At 58.2% G+C, this 16,574-nt stretch carries 14 protein-coding genes and 1 pseudogene; 6 read left to right on the top strand and 9 right to left on the bottom strand.

Annotated elements, in window-relative coordinates; translation table 11 throughout:
- Positions 1-137: 137 nt before the first annotated feature.
- From dapB to grpE, 4 genes are all read right to left on the bottom strand, one after another.
- Positions 138-944 carry a 4-hydroxy-tetrahydrodipicolinate reductase gene (gene dapB / locus ACI5GA_RS20515; RefSeq protein WP_421424051.1) on the bottom strand — a complete coding sequence of 269 codons (807 nt, stop codon included), beginning with the start codon at positions 942-944 and terminating at the stop codon, positions 138-140.
- Between the two features lie 10 nt (positions 945-954).
- The gene (gene dnaJ, locus ACI5GA_RS20510) at positions 955-2,085 is read right to left on the bottom strand and encodes a molecular chaperone DnaJ (protein WP_404639163.1); all 1,131 of its coding nucleotides are present in this window, start codon (positions 2,083-2,085) and stop codon (positions 955-957) included.
- 325 nt (positions 2,086-2,410) lie between these two features.
- Complete coding sequence (dnaK, locus tag ACI5GA_RS20505) at positions 2,411-4,327, bottom strand: molecular chaperone DnaK (RefSeq protein WP_404639161.1); 1,917 nt, start codon at positions 4,325-4,327, stop codon at positions 2,411-2,413.
- A gap of 102 nt (positions 4,328-4,429) precedes the next feature.
- Complete coding sequence (gene grpE / locus ACI5GA_RS20500) at positions 4,430-4,996, bottom strand: nucleotide exchange factor GrpE (protein WP_404639160.1); 567 nt, start codon at positions 4,994-4,996, stop codon at positions 4,430-4,432.
- Positions 4,997-5,273: 277 nt separating this feature from the next.
- Between grpE and recN the strand changes: the two genes are divergently transcribed.
- Positions 5,274-6,947 carry a DNA repair protein RecN gene (gene recN / locus ACI5GA_RS20495; RefSeq protein ID WP_421424048.1) on the top strand — a complete coding sequence of 558 codons (1,674 nt, stop codon included), beginning with the start codon at positions 5,274-5,276 and terminating at the stop codon, positions 6,945-6,947.
- Positions 6,948-7,064: 117 nt separating this feature from the next.
- Here the strand turns inward: recN and fur are convergent, their stop codons facing one another.
- Complete coding sequence (gene fur / locus ACI5GA_RS20490) at positions 7,065-7,472, bottom strand: ferric iron uptake transcriptional regulator (RefSeq protein ID WP_108237931.1); 408 nt, start codon at positions 7,470-7,472, stop codon at positions 7,065-7,067.
- A gap of 98 nt (positions 7,473-7,570) precedes the next feature.
- On the opposite strand from fur, the gene ACI5GA_RS20485 reads away from it, so the two are divergent.
- Both ACI5GA_RS20485 and ACI5GA_RS20480 read left to right on the top strand, forming a co-directional pair.
- A complete protein-coding gene (locus tag ACI5GA_RS20485; RefSeq protein ID WP_421424046.1) occupies positions 7,571-8,095 on the top strand; it encodes an outer membrane protein assembly factor BamE in 525 nt (174 codons plus the stop codon).
- Between the two features lie 119 nt (positions 8,096-8,214).
- Positions 8,215-9,471: pseudogene (locus ACI5GA_RS20480) on the top strand (IS3 family transposase).
- Between the two features lie 27 nt (positions 9,472-9,498).
- Here ACI5GA_RS20480 and ACI5GA_RS20475 read toward each other — a convergent pair.
- The 3 genes from ACI5GA_RS20475 to ACI5GA_RS20465 are packed head-to-tail and all read right to left on the bottom strand — an operon-like array spanning position 9,499 to position 11,657.
- Positions 9,499-9,819 carry an RnfH family protein gene (locus ACI5GA_RS20475; protein WP_404639600.1) on the bottom strand — a complete coding sequence of 107 codons (321 nt, stop codon included), beginning with the start codon at positions 9,817-9,819 and terminating at the stop codon, positions 9,499-9,501.
- Complete coding sequence (locus tag ACI5GA_RS20470; RefSeq protein ID WP_404639602.1) at positions 9,812-10,246, bottom strand: type II toxin-antitoxin system RatA family toxin; 435 nt, start codon at positions 10,244-10,246, stop codon at positions 9,812-9,814. The genes ACI5GA_RS20475 and ACI5GA_RS20470 overlap by 8 nt, the downstream gene beginning before the upstream one ends.
- A 7-nt stretch (positions 10,247-10,253) precedes the next feature.
- A complete protein-coding gene (locus ACI5GA_RS20465) occupies positions 10,254-11,657 on the bottom strand; it encodes a sodium-dependent transporter (protein WP_421424043.1) in 1,404 nt (467 codons plus the stop codon).
- Positions 11,658-11,783: 126 nt separating this feature from the next.
- Between ACI5GA_RS20465 and smpB the strand changes: the two genes are divergently transcribed.
- Positions 11,784-12,266: an SsrA-binding protein SmpB gene (gene smpB / locus ACI5GA_RS20460; RefSeq protein WP_404639606.1), complete on the top strand. Its 483-nt coding sequence runs from the start codon at positions 11,784-11,786 to the stop codon at positions 12,264-12,266.
- A gap of 170 nt (positions 12,267-12,436) precedes the next feature.
- On the opposite strand, the gene ACI5GA_RS20455 is transcribed toward smpB, so the two are convergent.
- Positions 12,437-13,204, bottom strand: coding sequence for a GntR family transcriptional regulator (locus ACI5GA_RS20455; RefSeq protein WP_421424040.1), 768 nt, complete (start codon positions 13,202-13,204; stop codon positions 12,437-12,439).
- 420 nt (positions 13,205-13,624) lie between these two features.
- Here ACI5GA_RS20455 and ACI5GA_RS20450 point away from each other — a divergent pair, with 420 nt between their 5' ends.
- Both ACI5GA_RS20450 and lldD read left to right on the top strand, forming a co-directional pair.
- On the top strand, positions 13,625-15,322 hold the full coding sequence (locus ACI5GA_RS20450; protein ID WP_421424038.1) for a lactate permease LctP family transporter: 1,698 nt from the start codon (positions 13,625-13,627) through the stop codon (positions 15,320-15,322).
- Between the two features lie 74 nt (positions 15,323-15,396).
- The gene (lldD, locus tag ACI5GA_RS20445) at positions 15,397-16,545 is read left to right on the top strand and encodes an FMN-dependent L-lactate dehydrogenase LldD (protein WP_421424036.1); all 1,149 of its coding nucleotides are present in this window, start codon (positions 15,397-15,399) and stop codon (positions 16,543-16,545) included.
- The last annotated feature ends 29 nt before the right edge of the window (positions 16,546-16,574 follow it).

The raw sequence follows: 16,574 nt of genomic DNA, 5'->3' as shown, positions 1-16,574 counted from the left end.
ACGCCTTTAAGGCTGGAGAATGCGACAGGACATCGCTTAGCGGTTCAAAACTGCGGGCAGGATACAGGGAAAACCCCTCTCCTGCCTTCATTGTTGCTGATTCGTTGCGTGATTCGACCAGATCGAAACAAGGCAGATCAATGCAAATCCAGCACATCCTGCATGTCGTATAGACCGGCTTCTTTGCCATCGAGCCATAGCGCTGCACGCACCGCACCTTTGGCGAAGGTCATGCGACTTGAGGCCTTGTGAGTGATTTCCAGGCGCTCACCCTCAGCAGCGAACAGCACGGTGTGATCACCCACCACGTCACCGCCGCGAACAGTTGCAAAGCCGATGGTCTCGCGCTCGCGCACGCCGGTATGGCCTTCACGACCGTAGACGGCAACTTTGCTCAAGTCACGACCCAGCGCCTTGGCTACCACTTCACCCATGCTGACCGCAGTCCCCGAAGGTGCATCGACCTTGTTGCGGTGATGCGCCTCGATGATTTCGATATCAGCATCTTCACCCATCACTCGCGCCGCCAGATGCAGCAGTTTGAACGACAGGTTCACACCAACACTGAAATTGGAGGCGAAGACGATTGGAATCTCCTTGCCCGCCTCAAGCAGCGTCTGCTTCTGCTCGGCATTCAAGCCCGTCGTGCCAATTACCATGGCTTTGCCAGCCTTGCGACAGAACGCGAGATTTTTCAGCATCACGTCCGGCAGGGTGAAGTCGATCAACACATCGAACTCGTCCAGCACCTGTTCGAGATTACCCGTCAGTTGCACGCCAATCCGACCCAGAGAGGCCAACTCACCCGCATCGGCACCGATCATGGTGCTACCCGGCCGAACGATCGCCGCCGTCAACCCCGCCTGAGGCGCGCGCAATTGCACGGCCTCGATCAGATTTTTGCCCATGCGCCCGGCAGCGCCCATCACAGCAATACGTCGCATGCAGTGCTCCTTAGAGGTCGCCGAAGAAACGCTTCACGCCTTCGAACCAGCCACTGGCTTTAGGCGAATGCGAACTGTCGCCCTCCAGCGACGAACGCAACTCTTCGAGCAACTCGCGTTGACGACGGCTGAGATTAACCGGGGTTTCCACTGCGACACGGCACATCAGATCGCCCGGCCCACCGCCACGCACCGGTGCAACGCCCTTGCCGCGCAAACGGAACTGTTTGCCAGTCTGGGTGCCTTCCGGAATCTTCAATTTGACGCGACCATCCAGCGTCGGCACCTCCAGCTCGCCGCCCAATGCGGCGTCGGTGAAGCTGATCGGCACTTCGCAATACAGATGCTTGCCATCGCGCTGGAAGATGTCGTGCTCACGCACGTTGATCACAACGTACAGGTCGCCCGTCGGCCCACCCTGCACACCCGCCTCACCTTCGCCGGAAAGACGAATACGGTCGCCAGTGTCCACGCCTGCCGGAACCTTGACCGACAACGTCTTGTACTCTTCGACCCGGCCTTCGCCATGGCAGGAATCGCAAGGATCGGAAATGATCTTGCCGTTGCCGTGGCAACGCGGACAGGTCTGCTGAACAGAGAAAAAGCCCTGCTGCATCCGAACCTGACCGATACCACCGCAGGTTGGGCACGTAACCGGAGAAGAGCCTTTCTTGGCGCCGCTGCCGTCACATGGTTTGCAATTAACCAATGTCGGCACGCGAATGCTGACTGTAGTGCCCCGCACCGCTTCTTCGAGGTTCAGCTCAAGGGTGTAACGCAGATCGCTACCACGCTGAGCGCCGCCGCGACCACCGCCACCTGCACGACCGCCTCCGAAGAAATCGCTGAACACGTCGCCAAAAATGTCGGAGAAGTTCGCGCCACCGCCAAAACCTCCACCGCCGCCCATGCCCTGATCCGTCGCGGCATGGCCATACTGATCGTAGGCCGCACGTTTGCTGGCGTCGGACAGCACCTCATAAGCCTCGTTGGCTTCCTTGAACGCATCTTCCGAGGCCTTGTCGCCCGGGTTGCGGTCAGGGTGATATTTCATCGCGAGACGACGGTACGCCTTTTTTAAGTCCGCCTCACTGGAGCCGCGCTCCACTCCTAATACTTCGTAATAGTCACGTTTTGACATAAGTTTTCTGCACTCTTGAGGACGTCCGGCACCACGCTCCTGAGCGTGCCGAACTCGTTGAGCCCCTTTCAGGCCCGGACCCAACTCACGTCAATTCAACGATCCTGGTCTTTGGTTCAACGGCCTTCTATCGACCGAGTAAAGCGGCAGAACAAGCCGGTTTGCAGGAGCACCCCGACTTTGCCGCAAAGCCCGCAAAACAAACTCACGAGCCCGGAAATTTTGCGTATTCCAGACACACCAACGCGGGAGCAAGCCCCCGCGCGGCGACATCCTACCAGCGGCCACTCAAAAGGGGTCAACCGGCGATCAAGTAAACCTGCGCTTACTTGTGATCTTTCACTTCTTCGAACTCAGCGTCGACAACGTCGTCAGCCTTGTGTTCTTCCTGGGCAGCCTGTGCGCCCGCTTCAGGCTTTTCGGCCTGCTCGGCGTACATCTTCTGCGCCACTGGAGCGGAGACTTTCGACAGTTCTTCGACTTTCGCGTCGATGGCAGCCTTGTCGTCGCCTTTTACGGCAGTTTCCAGCGCAACGACAGCGGCTTCGATCGCGGTTTTCTCTTCAGCAGTGACCTTGTCACCCGCGTCAGCGACCATCTTGCGAGTCGAGTGAACCAGCGCGTCACCCTGGTTACGGGCAGCAGCCAGCTCTTCGAACTTGCGATCTTCTTCCGAGTTCGCTTCAGCGTCACGGATCATCTGTTGGATTTCTTCGTCCGACAGACCGGAGTTGGCCTTGATCACGATCGACTGAGTTTTGCCAGTCGCCTTGTCCTTCGCGCCAACATGCAGAATACCGTTGGCATCGATGTCGAAGGTCACTTCGATCTGAGGCACGCCGCGTGGCGCTGGTGGAATCTCGGCCAAGTCGAACTTGCCCAGCGACTTGTTGGACGCAGCCTGCTTACGCTCACCTTGCAGCACGTGAATGGTCACGGCACTCTGGTTGTCATCGGCAGTCGAGAACACTTGCGATTTCTTGGTCGGAATCGTGGTGTTTTTCTCGATCAGCGCAGTCATGACGCCACCCATGGTTTCAATACCCAGGGTCAGCGGGCTGACGTCGAGCAGCAGAACGTCTTTCACGTCACCGGCCAGAACGGCGCCTTGAATCGCAGCACCCATGGCAACGGCTTCGTCAGGGTTGACGTCTTTACGGGCTTCTTTACCGAAGAAGTCAGTCACGGTTTTCTGAACCAGCGGCATACGGGTCTGACCACCGACCAGGATCACGTCGTTGATCGCGCCAACGTCGATACCGGCGTCTTTCAGTGCGATGCGGCAAGGTTCGATGGTGCGCTGCACCAGGTCTTCAACCAGCGACTCCAGCTTGGCACGGGAAATCTTCACGTTCAGGTGCTTTGGACCGGTGGCGTCTGCAGTGATGTACGGCAGGTTCACATCGGTCTGCTGGCTGGAAGACAGCTCGATCTTGGCTTTTTCAGCAGCTTCTTTCAGACGCTGCATCGCCAGCGGGTCACCTTTGAGGTTCATGCCGCTTTCTTTCTTGAATTCGTCAACGAGGTAGTCGATCAGACGAATGTCAAAGTCCTCACCACCCAGGAAGGTGTCGCCGTTGGTGGCCAACACTTCGAACTGGTGCTCGCCATCGACTTCGGCAATTTCGATGACCGAAACGTCGAAAGTACCGCCACCCAGGTCATAAACGATGACAGTGTGGTCGCCTTTAGCTTTGTCCATGCCGTAGGCCAGAGCGGCTGCGGTCGGTTCGTTGATGATACGTTTGACGTCCAGACCGGCGATGCGACCGGCGTCCTTGGTGGCCTGGCGCTGGCTGTCGTTGAAGTAGGCCGGAACGGTAATCACCGCTTCGGTGACCGCTTCGCCGAGGTAGTCTTCGGCGGTCTTCTTCATCTTTTTCAGGACTTCCGCAGAAATTTGCGGAGGTGCCATTTTCTTGCCGCTGGCTTCAACCCACGCGTCGCCGTTGTCGGCCTTGACGATTTTATAAGGCACCAGCTCGATGTCTTTCTGTACGACGTTCTCTTCGAAACGACGGCCGATCAAACGCTTCACCGCGTACAGGGTGTTGTGCGGGTTGGTAACAGCCTGGCGCTTGGCGGACTGGCCTACCAGAATTTCGCCGTCGTTCGCGTAAGCGATGATCGACGGAGTGGTACGCGCGCCTTCGGCGTTTTCGATGACCTTGGCGACGCCGTTTTCAAGCACCGAGACGCAGGAGTTGGTGGTCCCCAGGTCGATACCGATAATCTTGCCCATGTTTGACTCTCCCGAAACTTTAATTGGGTTGCCGCAACTGCGTTTACAAATTGCGGTAATTCTTTAAACCATGGCCCTTAGATGGGGCTCACTCAGCTGATTTCAAGCCTGCTCGTCAATCGACGGTGCAACAGGCGACGGTGCCTTGCTGACCACAACCATGGCCGGGCGCAGTAGACGACCGTTGAGCTGATAACCTTTCTGGAACACTTTGAGCACGCTGTTCGGCTCGACGTCTGCACTTTCCTGCATTGCCATGGCCTGATGGTGCTCGGCATTGAACGGCTGACCATGCGGATCGATGGCTTCCAGCTGATAACGCTTGAGGGTGTCGTTGAACATTTTCAGCGTCAGCTCGATGCCTTCACGCATCGGACGGATGCTTTCATCGTCCGGGTTGGACAGGTCCAGACCCCGCTCCAGGCTGTCGACGATCGGCAGCAGGTCGCCTGCGAACTTCTCCAGCGCGAACTTGTGGGCTTTTTCTACGTCCTGCTCGGCGCGGCGGCGGACGTTTTGCAGATCCGCAGCGACACGCAGGGACTGGTCCTGTGCCGCAGCCAGTTGCTCTTCCAGCACTTGCACGCGGGTTGCCAAATCCTCTCCAGAAGTCGCCGCCTCTGCAGCCTGATCCTGAGCTTGCGTATCCGGGTTCTGTTCGTCAGCCATTGTTTTCTCCTCCTAATAACGTCCGTGAGCTCAACTCACGCTTCTGCCCGCCTATATGGGGCCGCAATTTTTGGCTTCAAGGGGGCGACATGCAGGATCAGGCGAATAACCCCACAAATATTCCGACATGGCCGGACAGCTGTAAACGCGGCGCAAAAACGCTGTTTCAGTGCTAAAAACTGTTCGAGACCTGCCAAATCGAGCTAAGGACGGGCATTGTCAGCCCAACGCAAAACACTGTATAAATAACCAGACCATTCGCTTGGGAGCCGCCCGCATGCTGGTGCACCTGTCCATACACAACTACGCCATCGTTGAGCATCTCGATCTGGAACTGGATCGAGGCATGAGCGTGATTACCGGTGAGACCGGCGCGGGCAAATCGATCATGCTCGACGCTCTGGGCCTGACTCTGGGCGATCGAGCCGACAGCGGTGTCGTGCGGCCGGGTGCCGACAAGGCAGATATCCTTGCAACGTTCGATGTGTCCGACATCCCCGAAGCCCGCAACTGGCTGGCCGAACGCGATATGGAAACAGATGGGCCGTGCATTCTGCGCCGAGTGATCACGGCAGAAGGCCGCTCGCGCGCTTATATAAACGGGACGCCCTGCCCTCAGGGCGACCTGAAAGCGCTGGGTGAATTGCTGATCGATATACACAGCCAGCACGAGCACCAGTCACTCCTGAAGACCGATACCCATCGTCGGCTGCTCGACGAATACGCAGGCGCGACCGAGCTGGCACGCCAGGTTCAACTGGCCGCCCAGCGCTGGCGGCAAACACGTCAGGAACTGGAGCGACTCGCCAATTCCGGGGACGAGCAGCGCGCCAAGCATCAACTGCTCAGCTATCAGCTCGAAGAACTCGAAGGGTTGAGCCTGGGCGAAAACGAGTTGGAACAGCTCGAACAGGAACACACCACACTGACCAACGCCGAAAGCCTACTGGGTATTTGTCGACAAGTGGTCGAGCTGTGCAGCGAGAGCGACTCAGGCAACGCGCTGAATGCGCTGACCGCCAGCCTCAACCGGTTGACCAGCGTGAACAACTCGCCCGACGCCTTGAATGAAGCGACGAACCTGCTTTCTAGCGCTCAGATTCAGGTTGAAGAAGCCGTTGGCGAGATCAATCGCTTTCTTGATCGCTTCGAAGCCGACCCCGCGCGCCTGCAACAGATTGAAGAACGCCTGGACACCATTTACACACTGGCCCGCAAGCACCGCATACAGCCAAGCGAAGTCCCGGCACTGCATCAAAAGCTGCTGGACGAGATTGAAACACTCAACGCCAATGACGAAGCCGTCGAACGCCTTGAGCATGAGCTGGGCGCATACGCCCGCCATTATCAGGAAAAGGCACGTGAACTGAGCGACCTGCGCCACCGCTCAGCCCCGGATCTGGCCTTGGCCGTGGAGCAGGAGATCCAGCGGCTGGGCATGCCCGGTGGGCGCTTCAATATCGAGCTGCGCCAGAACACAGATAAAGAGCTGTCTCCCAATGGATTGGAGCAGGTGGAACTGCTGGTCAGCGCCAACCCCGGTCAACCGCTCAAAGCACTGGCCAAAGTGGCATCAGGCGGTGAGCTGTCGCGGATCAGTCTGGCGATTCAGGTGATCACCGCGCAAACCTCGCGCATACCGACACTGGTGTTCGACGAAGTGGACGTGGGTATCGGTGGACCTACAGCGGAAATTGTCGGCCAACTCTTGCGCAGGCTCGGCGAGCGTGGTCAGGTCATGACCGTGACCCATTTGCCGCAAGTGGCTGCCCAAGGGCATCAGCATTTGTTCGTGCACAAAGTACGCGAGAGCGATGCGACGCGCACAGCAGTGGCCAAGCTGACGAAAAATGAGCGCGTTGAAGAAGTGGCGAGGATGTTGGGCGGGATCGACCTGACGAAAGAGTCGCTGGCCCATGCAAAGAAGATGGTGGTTGCCGTGAAGTCTTGACAGTGGCCGACTCACACTCCCGGACGACAGCACAATCCTGTGTCAGCCCATTCAACCTCAAACAACACGAAACAAAGGCGACCCGAAGGTCGCCTTTGTTTTGTTTCAAAAAAAGACTTACGCCTTTTTCTTCCGTACGTAGAGCACCAGATTGTGGTCCACCAGCTCGAAGCCGTGTTCGGCAACGATCTGTTTCTGAAGCTCTTCGATTCCTTTGTGAAAAAATTCGATCACTTCACCGGAATCCACGTTGACCATATGGTCGTGGTGGCCTCCGTCCGCCAGTTCGAATACGGCGTGACCGCCGTCGAAGTTGTGGCGAACCACCAACCCGGCTGCTTCGAACTGAGTCAAAACACGGTAAACCGTCGCCAGACCGACGTCTTCATTGGCCTCCATAAGCGCCTTGTAGACGTCTTCCGCGCTCATGTGGCGCTGCTCTGCAGAATCGAGCATTTGAAGGATCTTGACCCGTGGCAGGGTCACTTTAAGTCCAGCTTTGCGTAGTTCGCTATTTTCAACCATGGTCAGCTTTCTCGCAGACGCTGCTTCGCAGCTTCTCTTAATGCAGGTATGATCGGGGTTTACGTTGTCCCAGCCAAGATAGTGGAAGTCGCCCACCGATGCAAAACACCAAGCTCTTGCTAACCAGTTTCACCTTCGTGGGACTGCTCGCACTCGCCGGTTGTTCATTCCCCGGGGTTTATAAAATCGACATCCAACAGGGCAATGTCGTCACGCAAGACATGATAGACCAGTTACGCCCCGGAATGACCCGGCGGCAAGTACGGTTTATCATGGGTAATCCCTTGCTGACAGACACCTTTCACCCTGAGCGCTGGGACTATCTGTACAGTCTTCAGCCAGGTGGCGGTGAGCGGCAACAGGAACGGATCAGCCTGATTTTCAACGGTAACGATCAACTGGCCAGCCTGTCCGGCGACTTCAAGCCGGGTGTCAGCCGCGACGAGGCGATCCTCGGAAAAAGCAGCGACACGACTGTCACCCCCGAAAACAAAGGGGATCAGCCTCAGAAGGAAGCACCACCGAAACCAGGTTCGCTGCTTGAGCAGATCCAGAACGACGTCGACAAGGCCGAAGCCGTGCCTGTTCCAAGTCAGGAACCACTGGATACCAATCCCCAGTGATCGTCGTTGCCACCCTCGTGCGGTAACAAAAAAAAGCCCGGCAATTCCGGGCTTTTTTGTGCCTGCTGTCCCGTCCTGAATAAGGTTTACACCTTCTGACCTTTCCTCAGGAGAAACCAATGGATTCGGGAAAAAGGCGCAGTCAGCGGGATTACACGCTGAGCTTTAAATTGGCGGTCGTCGATCAGGTCGAAAAAGGCGAGTTGAGTTATAAAGAGGCTCAACGGCGTTACGGGATTCAGGGGCGTTCGACTGTGCTGGTGTGGTTACGCAAGCATGGGCGCCAAGACTGGAGCCAAGGCGCCTACATTCGTGCCCAGAGGAGCCGACCGATGGACGATCCGAAGCTGCCGCTGACCCCAGAGCAGCGAATCAAGGAGCTTGAAGAAAAGCTCGCCCTTGCCAATCAGAAAGCCCAGTTCTTCGAAGCCGTGGTTGACGTGCTGAAGAATGATTACGGTGTTTCAGTCGTAAAAAAGCGATCCGGCAAGTCCTCTCCCAAGGGCAAATCCAAGGTCTGAGCATCGTCAGGGCTTGCCAATTTCTGGGTATATCCCGGCAGGCTTACTACAAGCGAAACCGGGTCTGCGACATGCAAGCCAGCCACGCTCAGAAAGTACTGGGGTTTGTACTGGAAACCCGACTTCAGATGCCGCGGCTGGGCACGCGCAAACTACATGGTCTGATGCAAGGCGAGCCTGAGCTGGCGCGGACGGTGGGTCGGGATCGGCTATTCGACATCCTCAGAGACAACCGTCAACTGATTGCGCGCAAGCGCGCCTACCACAAGACCACTGACAGCCATCATCGCTTCCGGCGTCATCCCAACAGATTAAAACCTGGCCCCGAGCAAGTGACAGCCACCGGTCCCGAGCAGGTCTGGGTGGCAGACATCACCTACTTGCCCACCCAGCAAAGCGTCGCGTATGTGAGCCTGGTCACCGATGCTTACTCTCGAAAAATAGTTGGTCATCACGTGCATGAAACCTTGCATGCCGACTCGGTTGTCCAGGCAATGCGCAAGGCATTGAGGGATAGAAAAACAGATCAGGTGCTTGTGCATCACTCTGATCGTGGCTCGCAATACTGCTCGGATCTGTATCAGAAGCTGCACGCCAGGCACGGGGTGAGGTGTTCGATGACGGATGGTTATGACTGCTACCAGAACGCGCTGGCAGAGCGGGTGAACGGCATATTGAAGACAGAGTTTCTGCTACATCGCCCGAGAGACCTGGCCGAAGCCAAGCGTATGGTCGACGAATCGGTGGATATTTATAACCGCAAGCGGCCACATCAGGCCTGGAAATACAAAACGCCCGATGCGGTGCATCGAGCGCTTTGAGGGCGAAACAGGCGTAAACCTATTTCAGGACTAGACATGCTCAATCGATTCGATGCAAACGTTAAATCGATTTTTGCTGCTTTTTCGCCTTTGCCGCCTTCTCAGCGCGCAGCCGACGCACCTCTTTTGGGTCAGCGAGCAACGGTCGATAGATTTCGACCCGCTCCCCCGCCTCCAAAACGCGCCCCTGAGGATTGCCGATGACCTTGCCGAACACGCCCAGCGGGCACTGCGCCAGATCCACTCCTACCAATCTGTGCGCAATACCCGACGCCTCAACCGCCGCCGAGGCCGTAGTCCCCACCGGCACTTCAACAGCAATCAACAGCTGAGACTCGGGCGTGGCATACACCACTTCGACTCGAATCATCGACTCAGCCATACAACTCTTTGGCACGCTGGCAAAACGCATCAACCAGCGTGTTCGCTGCCTGATTGAACAACGGCCCCAAGGTTGCACGCACGATTGAGCCTGAGTAATCGAACGACAGATCCAGACTGATCTTGCAGGCTTTCTCGTTCAGCGCCTTGAACGTCCAGACGCCGTGCAGTTGGCTGAACGGCCCTTCTTCAAGATTCATCTCGATGATCTGCCCGGGCGTCAGTGTGTTACGTGTCACGAAGTGCTGGCTCAACCCGCCCTTGGCGACCTCGACACGCGCGCGCATGCTGGTTTCACTGTGTTCAAGCACCGTCGTACCCGAGCACCACGGCAGAAATTCGGAGTACCGAGCCACATCGTTGACCAGGTCATACAGCGCCTTGGCCGGGTAGGGCAGCAGGGCCGAACGTTGAATATGCGTAGTCATGTCAGCGTCATTTCCAAAGCTGAGCGGCAAAGACAATCAGAATGCCGATCGGCGCCACGTAGCGCATCAAAAAGAACGTCAGAGCGAACAGGGCCGGACTGCGTACGGACAGCTCGTCACGCACCGCCTCACGCCCCATCACCCAACCTGCGAAAATCACAAAACACAATCCACCCAGCGGCAGCATGATCCGTGACGTGAAGAAATCGATCACGCCAAAGAAATCCAGCCCTGCCGTCGCACCCCATTGGTAGAGGTGGAACGCGCCGCCTTCGTTCACGAAAAACTTGGCCTGCTTCCAGATGTTGAACGAGAGCACCGTTCCCAACCCAACGAACCAGCAGATGAACGACAGCCAGAATGTCACCCAGCCACGGCGCACCTTCGTGCGCTCTACCAGGTACGCAACCATCGGTTCCAGCAGCGAGATGGCTGAACTCCAGGCCGCCACCGCGACCAGAATGAAGAACACCACGCCCATGACCGTGCCGAACGCCACGTTACCAAATGCGTAAGGCAAGGTGACAAACATCAGCCCAGGCCCCTCGCTCGGATTGAGACCTGCAGCGAACACAATCGGAAACAATGCCAGGCCTGCCAGCAGCGAAACAAAGGTGTCCAGCAGCGCAACACCCACAACCGTGGCGCTGATCGAGGCCTCCTTGGTCATGTACGCGCCATAAATCATGATCGAGCCGACGCCGACGCTCAGCGAGAAGAAGGCATGCCCCATCGCGGGCAACAAGCCGTCCATGATCTGCTCGGGCTTGAAGTCGAACATGAAATGCAGGCCTTCCATGAAGTGCCCGGTGGTCAGGCTGTAACCCAGCAGAATCACCATCAACAAGAACAACAGCGGCATCAGGATGCGCAGACTGCGTTCAAGGCCCGCGTTCACGCCCTTGGCAATGGTGATCGCCGACAGCAGCATGAAGAACGTATGCCAGCCCACCATGCGCCAAGGATCCGCGATCATCTCGCCGAAGAATGCACCGACACCATCCGGGGTCACCGCTTTGAAATCGCCTTTGCCGACATCAAGGATGTACTCCAGCGACCAACCGCCCACGACGCTATAAAAAGAAAGGATCAGCAGCGCGGTGATCATCCCCGCGAAGGCGCCCCAGGACCATTTCCCGGAGTGCCCCGCCTCGCGCGCCAGCACCTTGAGGGCATTGGCCGGACTCTGCCGCGCACGGCGGCCGATCAGTGTTTCGGCCATCATCACCGGAATGCCGATCAGCGCGATGCACGCCAGAAACACCAGAACGAAGGCACCGCCGCCGTACACGCCGACCATGTAAGGGAATTTCCATATACTGCCCAACCCCACGGCCGAGCCCGTGGCAGCCAGGATGAATACCCAGCGGCTAGCCCAGCTACCGTGAACCGAAACCTTGTCCGTCGACATCGTTGACACGCTCAACACCCAAAAAAGAGCGCGCATTGTCCGGGATTCACCCTGCGTGCTCAAGCACACAGGTCACGTCCTCTCCCCATAGCCGAGAGCACCATTGATCCCTATAATGCGTCGCCTATGGCCAAGCTCAAGAAACATCCCACAGGGACCATCGCGCAAAACAAAAAGGCGCGACACGATTACTTCATCGAACACAAGTTCGAGGCCGGTCTGGTCCTGTCCGGCTGGGAAGTAAAAAGCCTGCGTGCCAACAAGGTGCAGCTGGTTGACAGTTACGTGCTGCTCAAGGACGGCGAGGCCTGGCTGATGGGCAGCCATATCACGCCGCTTACGACCGCCAGCACACACGTCATCGCTGACCCGACACGCACCCGTAAATTGCTGCTCAACAAGCGCGAGCTGGACAGGCTCAACGCATCGGTTGCGCAAAAAGGCTACACCGCTGTCGCCCTTTCCCTGTACTGGAAGGCGCACTTGATCAAGTGCGAAATCGCGTTGGGTAAAGGCAAGAAGGAATACGACAAGCGTGACACCGAGCGGGCGCGCGATTCCGATCGCGAACTGCAACGGGCCGTGCGTAACAAGGGTAAGGAAGACTGACGTCCTTCGAGCTCCTGGCGCGGCTTGCCTGACCAAGGCGAGACACCTGTGGGAGCGAATTCATTCGCGATGCGGTTGTACATCCGACAGATATCCATCGGATATAACGCCCAATCGTCGGATCGCCGCCCGGAATGAGTTCGCTCCCACAGTGGGTTCCAGCAACATCTCTAAATCCCGTTGCGTCGCTCGGCGCGTGCCGTGCGCTGCACCTGCTGACGCACCTCTTCCAGCACTTCCTGCACATAGAGCAAATGACGGCTCGACACTTCTCGCGCGTCGTCCGCCCGCCCCTCAATGATCGCCAGATACAACTCTCGATGCTGATTGATCAGCATGTCGCGGGTTTCTGCGCGCTGTTTGTACATCCCGCCAATGTTGGTCACGACGTTGCGCTTGAGCAGATCAAACAGGCCGCGAATGGTGTGCAGCAACACGGCGTTATGGCTGGCCTCGGCGATGGCGAGGTGGAAGTTCGCGTCCGCGGCGCCCTCTTCAGCACGGCTCACTTCGTCGACCCGGCTGTAGCAATCCTGCAACGCATCGAACGCTTCGCGCAGTCTTGTCCGGTCAAGATCCGTTGCGCGGATGGCTGCGTAATAGGCACATGAGGCTTCCAGCGTGTGCCGAAACTCCAGCAAATCCCGCTGTGCTTCAGAGCTGCTTTCCAAAAGGTGAAGCAATGGGTCGCTGAATGTCGACCCCAGGTTCTCGACAACGTAATTGCCCCCACCCTGACGGCTGACCAACAGCCCCTTGGCGGTGAGCTTTTGAATGGCTTCACGCAACGAAGGGCGCGACACGCCGAATTGCTCGGCCAGCGCGCGTTCGGCAGGCAGGCGCCCACCGGCTCGTAGCGTGCCTTCGAGAATCATTCGTTCGAGCTGCTCGACAATATCGTCAGACAAGCGGCGCTGACGCACCTGATCAAAGCCCATACCACTTCACTCCACATCCCCTGCTGCCCACGCCTGACATAACAGCGGGGGCGCATATTCTCGCTGATTGTGATCAGACATTCACCCAGCAGATGTAGGACAAATCAGCGTTTCAGGAAAAAACCGGGATAACTGCTACAAAAGTTTTAGAGTCACAAATTGACACACCAACACCAAGGCTTTTAACCTAGCGCCAAGACATTGTAAATTGGTATTACCAATTTAGCGATGCCGGTGATCCGTGGCTATCTCCACGACGCACCGCAAGCGCTTCGCGACGGCGGAACGTTTGAGCTGGTGAGCTGTGCGATTCGTTCGTCAGCGCCGGCAGGACGACAGACAAGCAGTTGTCGCTTGCAGGAGCCGCGCACGTAAGACATGGACACCGGGCCTAACCAAAAACAACTAGAGGCCTCCTACATGCAAACCTGGCAACAGTTCTACACACCCCTCGGCAGCCTGGGCCTTTCGGCGCTGGTTGCAGTCATTCCCATCGTGTTCTTTTTCGTGGCATTGGCCATCTTCCGGCTGAAAGGACATGTTGCGGGGACCATTACCCTGTTGCTTGCCGTGCTGATCGCGATTTTCGCCTTCAACATGCCTGCGGACATGGCCATCGCCTCGGCGATTTACGGCTTCCTGTATGGCCTGTGGCCCATCGCGTGGATCATCATTGCGGCGGTCTTCCTCTACAAACTCACCGTCAAGAGCGGCCAGTTCGAGATCATCCGCAGTTCGGTCATGTCGATTACCGATGACCAGCGCTTGCAGGTGTTGTTGATCGGCTTTTGCTTCGGTGCATTCCTGGAAGGTGCGGCCGGGTTCGGTGCCCCCGTGGCCATCACGGCGGCGCTACTGGTCGGCCTCGGTCTGAACCCGCTTTATGCAGCAGGCCTGTGCCTGATCGCCAATACCGCTCCGGTCGCATTCGGCGCACTGGGGATTCCGATCATTGTCGCCGGCCAGGTCTCGGGCATCGACGCGTTCAAGATCGGCGCCATGGCAGGGCGTCAATTGCCGGTTCTGTCGGTGTTCGTGCCGTTCTGGCTGATGTTCATGATGGACGGCGTGAAAGGCGTGAAGGAAACCTGGCCAGCGGCGCTGGTCGCAGGCGGCAGCTTCGCGATCACCCAGTACCTGACTTCCAACTTCATCGGCCCGGAATTGCCTGACATCACGTCAGCACTCGTCAGCCTCGTGGCCCTGACCTTCTTCCTGAAAGTCTGGCAGCCAGCGCGCGCGACCGACATGCAAGTCGCCAGCGCAGGCGGCGGTGCAGTGGTGATGGGCGGTGGGCCTGGCGGATTTGGTCAGCAGCGCACCACTCAGAAATCGCCGTACTCCACCGGCACCATCATCAAGGCCTGGTCGCCGTTCCTGATCCTGACCGTGATCGTGACGATCTGGACCCTGAAGCCCTTCAAGGCACTGTTTGCGGCAGGCGGGCCGCTGCAGGCGCTGACCATGAACTTCCCGGTTCCACACCTGGATCAACTGGTGATGAAAGCTGCTCCGATCGTCGCCAACCCGACCGCGATGCCAGCCGTTTACAAGTTTGACCTGCTGGCCGCTTCGGGCAGCGCCATTCTGGTCTCGGCCATTCTGGCGATGATCGTCCTGCGCATCGGTGTCAAAACTGGTCTGACCACTTTTAAAGAAACGCTGATCGAGTTGCGCTGGGCCATCGTCTCCATCGGTATGGTGCTGGCCTTTGCCTTCGTCATGAACTACTCGGGCATGTCCACCACCCTGGCGCTGGTACTGGCAGGGACGGGTGCAGCATTCCCGTTCTTCTCGCCATTCCTCGGGTGGCTGGGCGTGTTCCTGACCGGTTCCGACACCTCGTCCAACGCGCTGTTCGGCTCGCTGCAAGCGACCACCGCGCACCAGGTCGGCGTGAGTGACGTGTTGATGGTGGCCGCCAACTCCAGCGGCGGTGTAACCGGCAAGATGATTTCCCCGCAATCGATCGCCGTTGCCTGCGCAGCGACCGGTCTGGTCGGCAAGGAATCGGACCTGTTCCGCTTCACCCTCAAGCACAGCATCTTCTTCGCCGCCATCGTCGGCTGCATCACCTACGCTCAGGCGTACTGGTTCACTGGCATGTTGGTTCACTAAAGAGACGAGCGCCGGGCGCCCTTGATGCGCGCCCGGTCGCTGATTCTGTTCTCCCAATACAGCAGCGAGACTCCATGATCATTTCCGCCTCCACCGACTACCGCGCTGCAGCGCAACGCAAGCTGCCGCCGTTCCTGTTCCATTATGCCGACGGCGGCGCTTACGCCGAACACACATTGCGTCACAACGTCTCGGACCTCGCCGGGATCGCCCTGCGCCAGCGGGTGCTGAAGAACATGTCCGAACTGAACCTGCAAACCACGCTGTTCAACGAGACCCTGAGCATGCCCGTCGCGCTGGCCCCGGTCGGCTTGTGCGGCATGTACGCACGCCGTGGCGAAGTGCAAGCCGCACGTGCAGCGGCCGCCAAAGGCATTCCGTTCACCCTGTCCACCGTTTCCGTTTGTTCCATCGAAGAAGTGGCCCCGGCCATCGATCGCCCGATGTGGTTCCAGCTTTATGTGCTAAAGGATCGCGGCTTCATGCGTAACGCCCTTGAGCGGGCCAAAGCCGCTGGGGTCAAGACGCTGGTGTTCACCGTCGACATGCCAGTGCCTGGCGCCCGCTACCGTGACCTGCACTCCGGCATGAGCGGCGGTAACGGTCCGACCCGCCGCGTGCTGCAAGCCATGACCCACCCACAATGGGCGTGGGACGTGGGCGTCAACGGTCGCCCTCACGATCTGGGCAATATCTCCGCTTACCGTGGCAACCCGACCGGCCTTGCCGATTACATTGGCTGGCTGGGCAACAACTTCGATCCGTCGATTTCCTGGAAGGATCTGGAGTGGATTCGCGACTTCTGGGACGGCCCGATGCTGATCAAAGGCATCCTCGACGCTGACGACGCCCGCGACGCCGTGAAATTCGGCGCCGACGGCATCGTTGTCTCCAACCATGGCGGCCGCCAGCTCGATGGCGTCCTGTCCAGCGCCCGTGCCCTGCCCGCCATCGCTGACGCCGTGAAAGGCGAGCTGAAAATTCTCGCCGACTCCGGCATTCGCAGCGGCCTGGACGTGGTGCGCATGATCGCCCTTGGCGCCGACACCGTGCTGATCGGCCGCGCCTTCATCTATGCCCTCGCCACCCACGGCGAAGCGGGCGTGAAGCACCTGCTCGACCTGTTCGAAAAAGAAATGCGCGTGGCGATGGTGCTGACCGGCGCCAAGTCCATCAGCGAGATCACCCGCGACTCGCTCGTCCGTGAATCGCTGATCCCGTAACACGCCTTTAACCATGCACGCGGCACGTC

Source organism: Pseudomonas sp. Pseu.R1, assembly GCF_045764065.1.
GTDB lineage: Bacteria > Pseudomonadota > Gammaproteobacteria > Pseudomonadales > Pseudomonadaceae > Aquipseudomonas.
This window is presented reverse-complemented; position numbering and strand designations above follow the sequence as displayed.

What these genes read in the sequence shown, in the direction of transcription:
- dapB (WP_421424051.1), bottom strand. Translation starts at nt 944, where the DNA reads ATGCGACGTATTGCTGTGATGGGCGCTGCCGGGCGCATGGGCAAAAAT.
- dnaJ (WP_404639163.1), bottom strand. Translation starts at nt 2,085, where the DNA reads ATGTCAAAACGTGACTATTACGAAGTATTAGGAGTGGAGCGCGGCTCC.
- dnaK (WP_404639161.1), bottom strand. Translation starts at nt 4,327, where the DNA reads ATGGGCAAGATTATCGGTATCGACCTGGGGACCACCAACTCCTGCGTC.
- grpE (WP_404639160.1), bottom strand. Translation starts at nt 4,996, where the DNA reads ATGGCTGACGAACAGAACCCGGATACGCAAGCTCAGGATCAGGCTGCA.
- recN (WP_421424048.1), top strand. Translation starts at nt 5,274, where the DNA reads ATGCTGGTGCACCTGTCCATACACAACTACGCCATCGTTGAGCATCTC.
- fur (WP_108237931.1), bottom strand. Translation starts at nt 7,472, where the DNA reads ATGGTTGAAAATAGCGAACTACGCAAAGCTGGACTTAAAGTGACCCTG.
- ACI5GA_RS20485 (WP_421424046.1), top strand. Translation starts at nt 7,571, where the DNA reads ATGCAAAACACCAAGCTCTTGCTAACCAGTTTCACCTTCGTGGGACTG.
- ACI5GA_RS20475 (WP_404639600.1), bottom strand. Translation starts at nt 9,819, where the DNA reads ATGGCTGAGTCGATGATTCGAGTCGAAGTGGTGTATGCCACGCCCGAG.
- ACI5GA_RS20470 (WP_404639602.1), bottom strand. Translation starts at nt 10,246, where the DNA reads ATGACTACGCATATTCAACGTTCGGCCCTGCTGCCCTACCCGGCCAAG.
- ACI5GA_RS20465 (WP_421424043.1), bottom strand. Translation starts at nt 11,657, where the DNA reads ATGTCGACGGACAAGGTTTCGGTTCACGGTAGCTGGGCTAGCCGCTGG.
- smpB (WP_404639606.1), top strand. Translation starts at nt 11,784, where the DNA reads ATGGCCAAGCTCAAGAAACATCCCACAGGGACCATCGCGCAAAACAAA.
- ACI5GA_RS20455 (WP_421424040.1), bottom strand. Translation starts at nt 13,204, where the DNA reads ATGGGCTTTGATCAGGTGCGTCAGCGCCGCTTGTCTGACGATATTGTC.
- ACI5GA_RS20450 (WP_421424038.1), top strand. Translation starts at nt 13,625, where the DNA reads ATGCAAACCTGGCAACAGTTCTACACACCCCTCGGCAGCCTGGGCCTT.
- lldD (WP_421424036.1), top strand. Translation starts at nt 15,397, where the DNA reads ATGATCATTTCCGCCTCCACCGACTACCGCGCTGCAGCGCAACGCAAG.